Here is a 13763-nt window from a genome sequence, read left to right as displayed (position 1 = left end):
CGTGGGTTCGGCAGCAGAGTCGCGATCTCGCGCAACGATTTCCCGAAATTCGACTCGCACTTTTCCATTGTCTGAGTTATGAGCACGCCAATTGATTCAGAGAGTAGTTGCGGGGTTAGCACTAATGACCGGATCGTGCTGCTTGGCGCGGCGAATGGCGCCATCCTCGAAGATTTGGCCGCTATAACGGCCGGATCAACTTTTCTCTATGATAAGGAGCGTGAACTGCAGAATGTGTTGCTGGAAGCTTTTGTCGAGATGGTCTTTGTTGTACGGCAATTTCAGTCAGCACATGATTACATAGTAGCAAATGGAACACCTGAATTGCCGAGCTATCTTTCACAGATAAATAATTCCCCACGGGGCATACCGAATGGTGTGGTGGTCGAACTCCACGCAATTGACCTTTCCACCTTCTTTAAGTCCTTTTTACTCCTAAGCAAAGCAGTTCTCGATAAGTTAGCACCGCTATATTCATATAGGTTTTACGAACATATCCCACAGTTCTCGGATAAGGGGACTCGACTTATTAGATCCATTAAGAACAGTGGGCGTGTCACTCGGAAAGTAGAAATGATCGCGCTAATTCAAAACGCGAAGGCGCAATGGATCGACGATCTCATCTCGTTGCGGGATGAATACGCCCATTACTCGAGTCTAAAGGAATACAGAAACTTCTGGCTGACAACGGAACGGATTGGAATGGGTCCAATCAAAGGTATATCTGATTTCCATAGACCTTCAATCGAAATAGCTGGACAACCTAGGGATGCGCTTGGCTATATAATCCAAATCAAAAGTGAGTTAATTTCATTTCTCAACGAATTCCTTCGGCTGTGCGAATTTACTCCGGAAAGGAGGCCCAAGCACTACCTAAACTGTGAGTGTGGATACGCCTTCGCAAAACGACAGTCCAACGGTCCAAGAAAGGGACGTTTGGAGTTGACAGCTAATCATCTTGAACTTCGATTGAAGAATCGGACATTAGATTACGCAGTGATCATCTGTCCAAAGTGCGGCGCAACGACTGATACAGATTTGAAATTTTGGCGGGATGAAGGATTTAACTTTGAAGGGTCAATTGTTCCATTCGCTTCTATTACAATGTGACCCATCCGATTCTGCCGTCGGTTATTATCGCTGTGGCACGGCTTCACAGCCGGTCAGATACCAGAACAGCTCATTCAAGCTGGTAATTGACGTGCATGCAGACGGGAGGTTTCCCACCTTCCGCGCTAACCCGAGATGGGAGCTAAAAAGCGCACCCTCTCTTTGTATATGAAAGGCATGCCGATAGCCTGCATTGCAGGAACCTTGCACGTCCCTGAATACGTTATTGCCCACCATGACAAGCTGCTCAGGCGCCAAATCGAGCAAGCGGGCGCATTCCTCAAAAACCTTGGGATCGGGTTTCTTTGTTCCCAGCTCCGCAGTCAACACGCCGGAATCCGTCAGCGGCAGCAGGCCGCAAATATCCAGCTTCTGCCGTTGTGACGCGGGTGGATTGTCAGTCAAAATTCCAATGCGGTAGCCTAAACGGCGAAGTTGACGCAAGGTCGCCTGTACGTCACCGTAGAGCGGACAATCTTTCGGCTGCGTTTGATTGTAGGTTTCGATCATGCGGACGCGGATGGCATCACCCAATCCCAATTGCAAGCACAGCGCATCGAAGAGGCATGCGTGATTGCCTTCCTCGATGATCTGCAGAGCCGTGGAAAGAAATGCTGCGCGCGCGGGCAGGACAATTTTTTCCTCATGCCAGGTCAGCTCCAGTTTGCGGATCATCCAGGCTTTCTGATCAAGCAGTGTATCGTCCAGCTCAAACACGACTCCCCGCACCTCGTCCAGCTTTAAATCCGGGATGTTGCGTTCCTCCAGATAGCGCAGCGTCCTTGCATGCGAACCTGGAGCGGGAAAGCGGTTGATCACATCGGCCTCGGCCGGGGCCGCGGCCCCACCCCCCAGTAAAAAGGCAATAGGGTTAAAACCGATAGCAAGGCTCAAGGGCATGGATGTGCCGGCACGTGAATTGAGGTCGGATACCCAGCAGCGATCGCCAGTCCGTAATATCTGCAGGTTCATAGGCCCGCGCGCTCCTAAAGGGACGGTGCGCTCCAGAACGTGCTGGGCGGTTTCGCGAACATGGGCAGGGGCGCCAGGCTCACAGAGGATCGCGAATCCATTTTTTGAGCGAATTCGTCGCCGGAATGCAAGGGGAGAAAGGTTGCCGTCAACGCTGATAGAGAAATCAACGGAGTATTCATCAAATTCATGCAGACAAGGCTGCCATATGAATTCCTGGTTCTGGTCGATTGTAAGTTTCAAAAAAGCTTCGCGGTCAACAAGGACATGCAGGCCGCGGGCTCCCCAACCACGCCGCGGCTTGCCAATCAGGGGAAAAATCGCGTCATCATCCAACGGTGAGATGTAGCAAGGCAATGAGGGCAAGCCTTCCTCGACCAGCCAGCGATAAAAGAGAAGCTTGTCCCATGCGAGTTTCAGCAGTGAAGACCCGGAGACGTAAGCCACAACGCCGCTTGCGGCAAAATCATCGTAGTGAGGGGCCAGCAACTCCACTTCATGTTCGGTGGAGGCGAAGATGGCTTCCACACTCTCCCGTGCGCACAGAGGGAGAATAAAATCCAGGAATGCCTGCTTCTCCTTTGAAAAAGGCACCGGGAAGAAAGCGTCTGCAAAATATCGCGCGACGTTTTCCTCATTGGCGTCCGCTACCAGAATACGTATTCCCGCCACCTTGCGGAGGGCTTTTATCAAGCCAAGGCCCTGAAATCCTCCACCGAAGACAAGGACGTTACGGCACCTCATGCGGTTGCTTTGAAACGAATAGTCCGGGAAATTTTAGGATAACCCGTCGAGACCTTGAGTGCTGTGCCTGGATGGCGCTGAGAGTATGCAGCGTATTGAGTTGTCTGGGGGGTCAGAAGCCTTGACACGTCTTCTCCAAGGGGCGTTTAGGACTTGTATCTCTTGAAACACTTTCAGTTTGCGGGAAATATCTCTTTGCGCTTATATATTCGTTGGCGACTCCTGGAAAACAGTTCAATTTATCAAAACTGCCTACCGAAGTCATTAGATCCATATATAAATGGGTGAAGCCCTCTGCCAGCGCTTCCCCAAGCCTGATAGGCCCTAGCGCCAGCAGAGAATCAGCAACCGTTATCCAATTATGTCCTCATTAACGTTCAGCGGCGGATGCCCTGTCAGAATTATTTGAAGGTCATCACCGTCATATACGTTCACTGTCAACAGGCCATTTCCATTGACCTTCTCATAGATCAGCTGGCTTGGCTTGAAGTCCTGATTGCCAAGTGGCCAGCCTCTGTCCGCATCGATTGCTTTCAGGTCTATCCTGTCGCCTTGTCCCCGGTTGAAGCCGACAATCGTGTCGCGACCATTGGGAGGGCTCTCGCCCACTGAGTTGAAATCGAACGTATCCGCTCCGGTTCCGCCTGTGAGCGTGTCCCGGCCGCTTCCACCCGACAAAATGTCATTGCCGGGACCGCCATTAAGCCGATCATTTCCGCTTCCACCATTGAGGGTGTCGTGACCGGTTCCGCCGCTTAGCGAATCGTTCCCCGAATCTCCGTTGAGTATGTCGTTGCCCGCTTCACCAGACAGCGAGTCATTGCCGGTCCCTCCATTGAGCCGGTCGTTTCCGTTTCCACCGCGCAGGGTATCATTTCCAGCATTCCCGTTTAGCGTGTCGTTGCCCGATTCGCCAAATAGCCGGTCGTTACCGTTATCCCCATTAAGCCTGTCGTTTCCGCTTCCGCCGTTCAGCCGATCGTTACCGTTTTTACCGTTGAGAATGTCATTACCCGCCAACCCATTGATGGTGTCGTTCCCGTTGGTGCCATCCAGATCAGAGCGCCAATGCCACCACGGGTTGTTAAACGTGTTGTTATCGTTATATTTCGTTCCTGTAATATTAGCCAAGGTCATCTCCTTAATATCGAAAGTTGAACCCCAAGTTGGATAATTGCAAGCGTTTACAGGCACAGGATGACGCGGCCTAACGGGAATATCAGTGGGAAACCGAACAGAAATGCGATTGTGACGGCTGCCAGGAGATCAGCTTGTGCATACGATAGCCTGATACTTAGACGCTAAACAGCAAGAAGCCACAGAGGATATCTGTCTCTCTGTGGCTCAGCATCAGGCTAAAAAGGGTCTTACCTTATTTCACAAAATAAAGCTCCCGCGTCAAAAACAGCAGGGTAAAGTTCGGTTTACCCCTGGCTCAAGGTCGGCTGAGGGCTTGATTTGCCCGCCCCCGTTTTGATGTTGCGGCGGATACCTTTAGTTTCTCATGCCAAGCAAACTGTCAGCACGGTGACACCCCGCAGAGCTGCTGATCGCAGCCCGACCAGTGGCAGCAAGTCCGCTCGCAACTGCCCCAGCAGATGGAATCCAGCGGCCAGGGGAGGCAGGTACGGTTGTCCCGGACAGTGCATCCTTCTCCCGGCGGCGTGCAAGCTCGTTGGGAGCAATTCGTTCCGTTGGGACCGCAGCATCGCTGCGACCAGCCGGTTGCCGCGTTGCACTGACATGGTCCGCACGTCTGAGGCTGCGGTGTGCAGCCGCATTCCGATCTGCAGAGCCTAACGCAGTCCGCATGGTCCCTGCCCGTGAGGCCAGCACAGCCCTCCCGGCATTCGCCGAGACAGGCGAGGTCACATGCTTGTGGCTGCACAACACTTGTGCTGTGATCCGTAAAACCTGAGGCCGTTTGATAATGGCGATAGTGTCCTCTTGTCTTATAAGCCGAGGACTCGGCGGTAAAACCTGGCATATTCATTTCAGATCTCCTCACATCTGGCAAAAATTGCCATAGGCACGTATTTCCTTTATAGATGGCAGTGCAGGAAAAACAAGCCTTGTAAGTTTGTTTGCGCGCAAAAAGGCGTTAGCTGGTCTGCTCCCCACTTTCTTGTAGTCTGCGTCTGCTCTTCTGATCGCAGATTGTCAACTGGCCCAACCCATCCTCCATCACCAACACCCATCGCCCATATCCCTGCCGGACTTGGGCGCCGGACCGGCGTACGTAGTACCCAGAAATCGAGGTCACGCATTAACGGTTGATTCAAAGCCACCGCGCTTTACGTCTATGGTTGCTTGGGTGGGAATTCGTAAAGCCGAGCTTGACAAGGCGCTTTATGTCGCCCATGCATATATAGGCAAGTTCCCGGAGAGAAAATCGGACAGACCTCGGGTTCACATCGGTGTTGCCTTCCAGCGAGGAACAACTAATGACACAGCAAACGGAAACGATTGACCCTGTATCTGCCCATGTGGTCGTCGGCGTGACACTTGCGCTAACCATTCTCGTCAGTGCCTACCTGTTGTTCCAGGTCCAGCCACTGATCAGTAAATTCATCTTGCCCTGGTTTGGAGGAAGTCCGGCGGTCTGGACGACTGCGATGCTGTTTTTTCAGTGCCTTCTCTTTTGTGGCTACTCATATGCTCATCTGGTTTCGCGATTTTTATCGATCAGGCAACAGACCCTTGTACACATAGCGTTAGTAATGATTGCCGCTTATTTGGCCACTTTCATTATCCCTGGCGAATACTTTAAACCCACCGGCACCGAGAGCCCGATATGGCAAATCTTGTTACTGCTTGGCGCTTGTGTGGGCATTCCATACTTCTGTCTCGCGACCACCGGACCCCTTATTCAATACTGGTTCAGCCATGCTTACCCCGGCCGGTCACCTTACCGGCTGTATTCACTGTCGAACTTCGGATCATTCCTGGGGTTGCTCTCGTTTCCTTATCTTTTTGAACCCCTTTTTGAGTTACCGCAGCTTGGCAATTATTGGACAATCGGTTTCTGGATATTCGCGTCGTTCTGTATCGCAGCTGCGTTTCAAATGTTCCAACGGCATTCATCGTTTTCTTCCGCTGATCACGACGCTTTCTCTTCGGAAGAACGCATCCAGTCTGAATTTCCCAGCCAGTGGCAACGGGTTGGTTGGGTCGCTCTGCCCGCGCTTGCTTCTCTAGCCTTTATCGCGACAACGGATCGCGTGAGTCATGATATTGCTCCCGAACCGCGACTGTGGATCACTACGCTCAGCTTGTATCTGCTGACATTCATTATCTGTTTCGATCACGAGCGGTGGTATCGACGCCGTCTTACCGCCATCGTGTGTATATTGACCATCCTGATCCTGACTGGCGGTCAGGATATAACTGAGCGATTGGGATTCGAATGGGACCCTGGCGTAACCCAGGTGCGCTGGAGCCATTTTCTTGCGATGTTCCTGATCTGCTTCATGTGTCACGGCGAACTGGTAAGGCTGCGCCCAAAGTCCCGCGAGCACCTGACGGAGTTCTATCTGTGGATGTCTTTTGGAGGCGCTTGCGGCGGGTTATTTGTCGCGCTTGTCGCCACCAACCTGTTTGACGAATTTTATGAATGGACATTATGCCTGTTGTCGGCTATCGCCTTGGGCACCTACATATTGGCTTCGAGGCCAACATCCACGCTACAGGTAATTCAAAACAAAAAGGCAGATCAGGTTAGACGGTTTTTATTTGGTGCGGGCGCTTTACTGGCCGCTGGCGTCGTATGTTTTTGGCTGGATCCTTTCCAGTGGCGGCAACGTTCCTCACCTGAGTTTGAAGAAGCTTATCTTCATCGCAGCCGTAATTTCTATGGAACTGTTGCGGTCAAGGAACGGGTACACCGGACAGATCCATCCCAAAGCTACCGGGTGTTCTACAGCGGACAGGTCAACCATGGGGTTCAATTCACTCATCTCGACAAACGCGCGCTACCGGTTTCGTATCACTCCAGGGAGAGCGGTGCCGGCGAGACCCTGGAGTACGCTAAATCAAAGTATTCGGAAATACGAGTAGCTATCGTCGGCTTGGGTATTGGGACTTTGGCCACGTACGCCCGAGAGTCGGATCATTATGATTTTTATGAAATCAACCCCGAGGTGATCCAGATTGCCAACCAGTGGTTTGATAATGTCCCCCGGTGCAAGGCAAGGACGCAGGAAACAATACTCGGCGATGCGCGCCTGAAGCTGGAGCAGGCGCCAGAAGATGTGCAGTATAACGTTATCGTGCTTGACGCTTTTTCGGGTGGTTCGGCCCCTATTCATCTGCTCACCAGCGAAGCATTTGCAATTTACCGTAGGCATCTGAAGCCAGACGGATTCATCGTGATCAATATTACCAATGGATATTTGAATCTGTATCCGGCTGTCAAACGCCAAGCTGAGCACTTAGGCATGCGCTTCCGCAATAAATTCCAGTCTGGGGAGCCTGGCCGTTTGATTCGCAACAACCACTACTTCATTATTACGGAAGATCCCGAGTACTTATCTTTATTCCCCTCAGTAAATCGGCGTTACTTTGACGACAATGGCAATCTCATTCGCGAGGTGGATCCAAATATTTCCAATGTTCCATTATGGACAGATCATTTCAGCAGTATCAATCCGATTGAAATCCGTAATTAACGGTTTGTACTGTGTTCTTCTTCGGAGAGTGTCTGGCAGATTAGGGTGAAACTAATGAAAATCCCTGCTCGTCACCATTAAATCACCCAGCAAATGACTGTGGTCCACCAGCCGCTTGGCAATCACGTGTTTGACGTCGCTTTCGGATTGCCATACGCCGTACACTGTCAAAAGCCTTGCGCCCAATGCTTCGCGACGGTGCTTCTGGATCAGCTGGTTCCATAGGACAACATTGATTATCCCGGTCTCGTCTTCCAGCGTGACGAACATGACACCGCTGGCTGTGCCGGGACGCTGGCGGCAGGTGACGATACCCGTCGTCCGCACCAGCCGCCCCGGCGGGCAGCTATCCAGCTCCATGGCCGAGCGCAAATTCATCCGCGACAATTTCGGGCGCAACAGGGCCAGCGGGTGCCTGCGCAGGGTGAGTCCCGTGCTGGCGTAGTCCGACAGGATTTCCTCCCCCTCGGGCGCGGCGGTGATGACTGGCAATGCTTCCTTCACTGGCGCGCCTCGCATCATGTCCTGTTGCCTGATGTGGGATGCGACCGCCCATAGCGTCTGCCGTCGGTGGCCTGACAGGGCGAGTAACGCATCCGCGCTGGCGAGCGCGCGGATTTCAGCGGCGTTCAATAGTGCGCGGTTTGCGAGATCGCTGGGGCTTTCAAACGGCCAGATTTTCCTTGCCTCCATGATGCGAATGGCCGCTTCCCGGCCCATTCCTTTCACTCTATTCAGCCCCAGCCGCACAGCAGGCAACATGGATAGAGCAGGTGCGGTGGATGCAATGGATGGGGAAGAATAATTAGACTGCTCTTCAAGCGTGCATTCCCATTCGCTGACAGTCACGTCCACAGGCCTGATCTCAACACCATGCCGCCGGGCGTCCTGAATCAATTGCGAGGCGCTATAAAAACCCATCGGCAGGCTATTCAGCATGGCGCACAGGAAAGCGGCAGGTTCATGGCACTTGAGCCAGGCCGATACATAAACCAGTAGCGCGAAGCTGGCTGCATGGGATTCAGGAAATCCGTACTCGCCAAAGCCTTCGATCTGGCGGAAGATCTGTTCCGCAAATTCCAGCTTATAGCCGCGGCTGACCATGCCCCCGATCAAGCGAGCACGGAAAGAACCGAGAAGGCCTTTCTTTCTCCAGGCGGCCATGGAGCGCCGCAACTGATCTGCCTCGCCCGAGGTAAAACCAGCCGCTTTTATTGCCAACTGCATGACCTGTTCCTGAAAAATGGGCAGGCCGAGCGTACGCTCCAGTGCTTCTTTCACGCCTTCGCCCGGATAGCTCACTTCCTCCAGCTTCTGGCGGCGGCGCAAATAGGGGTGCACCATGTCTCCCTGAATCGGGCCGGGGCGGACGATGGCGACTTCTATCACCAGATCATAGAAGTTACGCGGTTTCAAACGCGGCAGCATGGACATTTGCGCGCGCGATTCGATCTGGAAGACGCCCACCGTATCGGCCTTGCAGATCCTGTCGTAGGTCTCTTTATCTTCCTTGGGAATATCCTGCATCCGGAACGGGATTCCCCGGCGGGCGGAAACCAGATCCAGTGCGCGGCGAATGGCCGAAAGCATGCCGAGCGCGAGCACGTCGATTTTCATCAGCCCTACCGCGTCCAGGTCGTCCTTGTCCCACTGGATGATGCGGCGGTCCGGCATGCCGGCATTTTCAATGGGGACCATACGGCACAGCTTGTCGCGGGTAATGACGAAGCCACCTACATGCTGGGATAGATGGCGCGGGTAGCCATACAGGAGGGTGGTCAGCGCAATCAGCTTCTGGATAACCGGGCTGTCGGGATCGAAGCCGTTTTCGGTCAGACGCTGGCGGATTTCCGAGCTGTTGTCCCACCAGGCAAACGAGCCGGACAGCCGCCTGACGCGTTCGAGATCCAGGCCGAGGGCCTTGCCGACATCCTGGACCGCCGAACGGGTGCGGTAGGTGATGACCGTGGCGGCGATGGCGGCGCGGTCCCGGCCATATTTCTCATAGATATACTGAATGACTTCTTCCCGGCGCTGATGCTCGAAATCGACGTCGATGTCCGGAACCTCGTTTCGCTCCCTGGACATGAATCGCTCGAACAGCAAATTGCTGCGCTCGGGGTCGATCTCGGTAATGCCCAGGCAATAGCAGACTGCCGAATTGGCCGCCGAGCCGCGGCCCTGGCACAGAATGCCTTGCGAACGGGCATGCCTTACAATATCGAATACCGTCAGGAAATAGGGCTCATAGTTGAGCTCGGCGATCAGATCCAGTTCATGCTCAACCTGCTTCCTGACCTTGGCTGAAATGCCATGCGGAAAACGGGTGGCGATGCCCTCTTCCACCATGCGCCGCAGGTAAGCGGCATAGGTTTCGTCAGTGCCGGTCAATTCATCGGGGTACTGGTAGCGCAGCTCATCCAGGGAAAAGGTGCAGCGGGCGGCAATGCTTACCGTTTCCGACAGGAGTTCCAGGGGATAAATTTGTTCCAGCTGCAATCTCGAGCGCAAGTACTGCTCAGCGTTGGGCTGCAGGGCATAACCGCATTCCGATAACGGCTTGCCCAGCCGGATTGCGGTCATCGTATCCTGCAGGGGTTTATGGGAAGCATCATGCATGCTGACATCGCCTGCGGCTACAAGCGGCATGGCCGTGGTATCCGCAGCCTGCCGTATTCTTCCGAACAGGACATCTTCCGCAGCATGAAGCAAAAGCTCGACAGCGGTCCAGCAGCGTCCGGGGAAGACCGACAGCACCCAGCGCATGTCATCAAGCAAAGAGCGCTCTGCCTGGGCAGGATGAGGTATCAGCAAGACCAGGCAGTCTGGTAATAGCGCGAGATGAGGTGCATCCGGGCAGCTTTCGAAATCAGCGCGGCTGATGCGGTAAGCACCTTTTTCAGCGCGTCGCCGCGCCAGTGTGATGAGCTCGCACAGATTGCCGTAACCATTCCGGTTCATGGCCAGGCAAACCAGCCTCAATCCATCCTCCAGGATGAATTCGCTGCCGATCAGCAAATGCAGTCCTGTTTTCTTCGCTTCCGAATGGGCTCTCACCACCCCTGCCATGGAACACTCATCGGTGATGGCCAGCGCGGCATAGCCCAGGCTTGCCGCGTGCTCGACCAGATCTTCCGGCATGGAGGCGCCTTTCAGGAAACTGAAGCTGGAACGGCAGTGAAGTTCAGCGTAGGAGGGAACGAAAGAATTCATGGAATTCATGGGTAAGCTCATGATGAGCAATGGCTAGCCAAACAGTCCCTGCAAATACCAGCTCCAGTTTTTGGCCCCTGCGTTATGTTCGCTGGGTTCGCCCCTATCACTATGTTCGCGGTAGATCCATAACAGCTGGCCAAGGGCGTTCTCCGCAATGAAATAATCGCGCGCCACCAGCGCATCATCCCACCAGCCTGCTTCGATCCGTTCCGGTCCTGCAATCAGTTTCAACGGGGAACCATAAACAGGCTGCCGGCGTTGCAGCTTCAGCTCCAGCGGGGTTTCCATCAGCCAGGCAGGACGGGTCAATTCAGAGGGCATGACTTCCCGGTGTTTTTCCTGGCCTGGAACACTCTTTCTCCCATTCATCGCGCTTATTCCCGGCGTCTCGAATCGCTGGCTGCGTTCCGGCCGGTGGTCAGGAATAACCTTCAAACCCATGACTGCCTGAGGACCAAGGCGGGCGGAAAGCTTCTCGATAAACCGGTTCAATGAAGTAGTTTCCGATTGCGCATGTGGGAACAGTTCCAGATTGGCATCCATCCCCGCTGCTATTTCATCCGCTGCCAGTGTCAGCTCGCAAACCGAAGCTGCCAGTTTTGTTCGCTCCAGGCGTTCACGCAGCAGGAGCATCAAATGTCCCGGCTCGCCGCTCTGTTCGGAAAGCTGTATATATACAGGCGTAGACCGGTGCGGCTGCCGGAGAGAATATTCGTGATGCAACACCAATGAGAAAGCGCAAACCGCTGCATGCCGTGAAGCCAGCCAGCCGCACATCTGATGGATCATTCTCTGTACGGGGATCAAGAGCAGTTCCACGCTTTCAATTTGAGCCATCAGCCTCATCTTTTGCTGAAATTGTTCCGGCGCCTTAAACCATTTCTGTGGATCGGGGGCCTCTCCGTAGGCGCGATCCATTTCCGCCGGCAGATCGGGGCCGAACCGCCGCGCTATTCCGCCGCGAGGCAATCGTCTCAGATCAGCCAGTGTCTTGCAGCCTATGCCGCGAATGACTTCAAGGTGAGGCTCGGCCGATTCCAGCAAAGCGACGGGGAGGGAATCGAGCAATAAGCGGAGTTTGGCACCCGCTCCATTGATTATGGTTCCGGAGGGTGTCGATTGAGCCAGCAGCCACGCCCCCTTCGGGGTAGGAGCAACCCCCGCGCAGAGTTGCAGGCCTTGCGCGGACACTGCCTTTATCAGCAACTGGCACAACTTTTTCAGGCCGCCAAACAACTTCAGACTTGTGGAAACTTCCGCAACAAGGCCGCTGTGTTGCAAAACAATATTGGGCGTGAAACGTAACGCGGCATATGCGGCTTCGTGCAGCGCTTTCATCTCCTCATTCGGATCCTGTTCCATTACCACCAACTCGGAAAAAAGAGCCAGGGCGGTGGCAAGAGGTTGATGAGCCATTATTCCCCGCTCTTGCGCCAGCTTATTGGCCTGCTGGATATATATCCGGTTACCTTTTCGCGCAGTTACCGCCATTGCCGGAATGAGCGCCACGGGAAACCGGCGCTCAATACAGTCAAGCGATAGTGCGGGACAATGAAGAGCGATCCACAGCATTGTGTTGGGCTGGAGCGGATAAGGTGGATAGAGGCGCCGGTGCAGTGGAACCGGGTAAGTGCCTGGTCCAGGGGAAGAAGGTGAGGGCAATGCGAATGGGTAAGGCAGCGGGGGCGCCCCGGCGCTTGAGCAGGTACAAGGAAAGAGCATGACCACGTGCCGAACCGAGCAATAATCTTAGCGGGGCTGCGGAAGCTTCGGATTGCGCGCCGGCCGGCCTGAGCAAAAAGACCAGCGCGGCGGCAGACCTTGCCAGGATTTGCAGTTTGCGCGTCGTTTGCTGGCTTACCTCGGGTAGCCAGCCGATAACTGCGCCAAAGGCAGCGCTCCTGATACCTTGTTCAAGCACCCATAACCGCTCGGCAGGTTTGTAAATCCTGGCCATTACGACCCGCCGGCTATCGATATTCAGATTCTCCCATGCATGCATATAAGGGAGATAAGGAGGGCCTACCAGCAGAATATTTCTTCCGTTATGAGTAGTCTCTGCAAGCGGCGGGCTCAATAAGCTTATTTCCCCCATCCCTGCCGCCGGTAGCAGCAACTCGGTCAGATTGCGGGTGGGCCATCCCCCTCCGGGCAGCTCACCATCCAGTTCATCAAAGCCACTGGAAAGAACCGGCTCTGCGGAAGATCCCAGCGCGTCGCCTCGCCATATCCTGCCCCTGAATCGAGCTTCGATTTGCAAAAGCGATAGCGGCGCCAAAGGTGGGGAAGCAGGCATCGGCATGGCAATAACTCATCATTACCGGTTGGGGCCGACGCGGTGCCCGGAAGTGGAAGCTTTTCGAAACAGGCCGACATAAAACCCGTAGATTTCCAGTTCATGTCCGGGCCGGATGGGAGGGTAATCCTGGCTTTGTTTCTCGTTGCGTGCTTCCAGATAATAACCCTCCTTATCCCTGGCAAGGACCTTGAGGGTGAATTCATTATCCACGATTGCCAGCACGACCTGCCCTGGCGAGGCTGAATTGCTGCGTTCGATAATCACCATGTCTCCCTCAAGAATGCCCAGGTCGATCATCGAGTCGCCTTTGACGGGAAAGAGAATGGTTTGAGAGGGTCTTTCGATCAGGTAATCGTCTATGCGCAGCAATTCCGGCTGAACGTCGGCAGCCTGTTGAGGCAGCCCCGCACGGACCGCGTGCCCGACCGTTCGCTCGAAAAAACGGGGTCCGGGGCGCAGCCGCCCGCCCGCCGCTGTTTCCAGAAAGCCTTCTTCCTTTAAGCGTTGCACGATCTGGTGTGTCCAGGAACGCGCCTTTACGTTCCACAGCATAGATAATTGTGTAGTTGAGGGAATGATTCTTTCCCGGGCATAGTAATCCTGAAGCTTGCCAAGGTAAGAGAAAATGTCGAGCTGTTGCATGAGAGAAAGGAATTGAGAACAGTTGATCTCATTATAGAGAACAATTGTTCTGAGTACAAATTAACAGGCACCGAAAATCCCGGCTGCTATCAGCAAAAAAAACGGCCATCATT

General features: G+C 54.1%; 8 protein-coding genes. 2 read left to right on the top strand and 6 right to left on the bottom strand.

Going from position 1 to position 13763, the window contains the following annotated elements; translation table 11 throughout:
- Positions 1 to 78: 78 nt before the first annotated feature.
- On the top strand, positions 79 to 1110 hold the full coding sequence (locus R5L00_RS06265) for a hypothetical protein (RefSeq protein WP_317653788.1): 1032 nt from the start codon (positions 79 to 81) through the stop codon (positions 1108 to 1110).
- 24 nt (positions 1111 to 1134) lie between these two features.
- On the opposite strand, the gene R5L00_RS06260 is transcribed toward R5L00_RS06265, so the two are convergent.
- Positions 1135 to 2826, bottom strand: coding sequence for an HAD hydrolase-like protein (locus R5L00_RS06260; protein WP_317653787.1), 1692 nt, complete (start codon positions 2824 to 2826; stop codon positions 1135 to 1137).
- A 351-nt stretch (positions 2827 to 3177) separates the two neighbouring features.
- Entirely contained in the window at positions 3178 to 3957 is a 780-nt protein-coding gene (locus R5L00_RS06255) for a calcium-binding protein (RefSeq protein ID WP_317653786.1), read from the bottom strand.
- A 1313-nt stretch (positions 3958 to 5270) separates the two neighbouring features.
- On the opposite strand from R5L00_RS06255, the gene R5L00_RS06250 reads away from it, so the two are divergent.
- Positions 5271 to 7493, top strand: coding sequence for a fused MFS/spermidine synthase (locus R5L00_RS06250; RefSeq protein ID WP_317653785.1), 2223 nt, complete (start codon positions 5271 to 5273; stop codon positions 7491 to 7493).
- A 51-nt stretch (positions 7494 to 7544) separates the two neighbouring features.
- Here R5L00_RS06250 and R5L00_RS06245 read toward each other — a convergent pair whose 3' ends face one another.
- Genes R5L00_RS06245 through R5L00_RS06230 form a run of 4 tightly spaced genes read right to left on the bottom strand, consistent with a single transcriptional unit; the run spans position 7545 to position 13650 of the window.
- Positions 7545 to 10715 (bottom strand): error-prone DNA polymerase, encoded by a 3171-nt coding sequence (locus R5L00_RS06245; protein ID WP_317653784.1) that lies wholly within the window; start codon positions 10713 to 10715, stop codon positions 7545 to 7547.
- A gap of 24 nt (positions 10716 to 10739) precedes the next feature.
- On the bottom strand, positions 10740 to 12218 hold the full coding sequence (locus R5L00_RS06240) for a DNA polymerase Y family protein (protein WP_317653783.1): 1479 nt from the start codon (positions 12216 to 12218) through the stop codon (positions 10740 to 10742).
- Positions 12219 to 12240: 22 nt separating this feature from the next.
- Positions 12241 to 13011, bottom strand: a complete 771-nt coding sequence (gene imuA / locus R5L00_RS06235) for a translesion DNA synthesis-associated protein ImuA (RefSeq protein WP_317653782.1) — start codon at positions 13009 to 13011, stop codon at positions 12241 to 12243.
- Positions 13012 to 13026: 15 nt separating this feature from the next.
- Positions 13027 to 13650, bottom strand: coding sequence for a LexA family protein (locus tag R5L00_RS06230; protein ID WP_317653781.1), 624 nt, complete (start codon positions 13648 to 13650; stop codon positions 13027 to 13029).
- Positions 13651 to 13763: the final 113 nt, after the last annotated feature.

Origin of the sequence: Nitrosospira sp. Is2, from assembly GCF_033095785.1 — a bacterium.
GTDB lineage: Bacteria > Pseudomonadota > Gammaproteobacteria > Burkholderiales > Nitrosomonadaceae > Nitrosospira.
This window is presented reverse-complemented; position numbering and strand designations above follow the sequence as displayed.

Excerpts from the sequence above, each read along its gene's own strand:
- R5L00_RS06265 (WP_317653788.1), top strand. The coding sequence starts at position 79 with ATGAGCACGCCAATTGATTCAGAGAGTAGTTGCGGGGTTAGCACTAAT.
- R5L00_RS06260 (WP_317653787.1), bottom strand. The coding sequence starts at position 2,826 with ATGAGGTGCCGTAACGTCCTTGTCTTCGGTGGAGGATTTCAGGGCCTT.
- R5L00_RS06250 (WP_317653785.1), top strand. The coding sequence starts at position 5,271 with ATGACACAGCAAACGGAAACGATTGACCCTGTATCTGCCCATGTGGTC.
- R5L00_RS06245 (WP_317653784.1), bottom strand. The coding sequence starts at position 10,715 with ATGAATTCCATGAATTCTTTCGTTCCCTCCTACGCTGAACTTCACTGC.
- imuA (WP_317653782.1), bottom strand. The coding sequence starts at position 13,011 with ATGCCGATGCCTGCTTCCCCACCTTTGGCGCCGCTATCGCTTTTGCAA.
- R5L00_RS06230 (WP_317653781.1), bottom strand. The coding sequence starts at position 13,650 with ATGCAACAGCTCGACATTTTCTCTTACCTTGGCAAGCTTCAGGATTAC.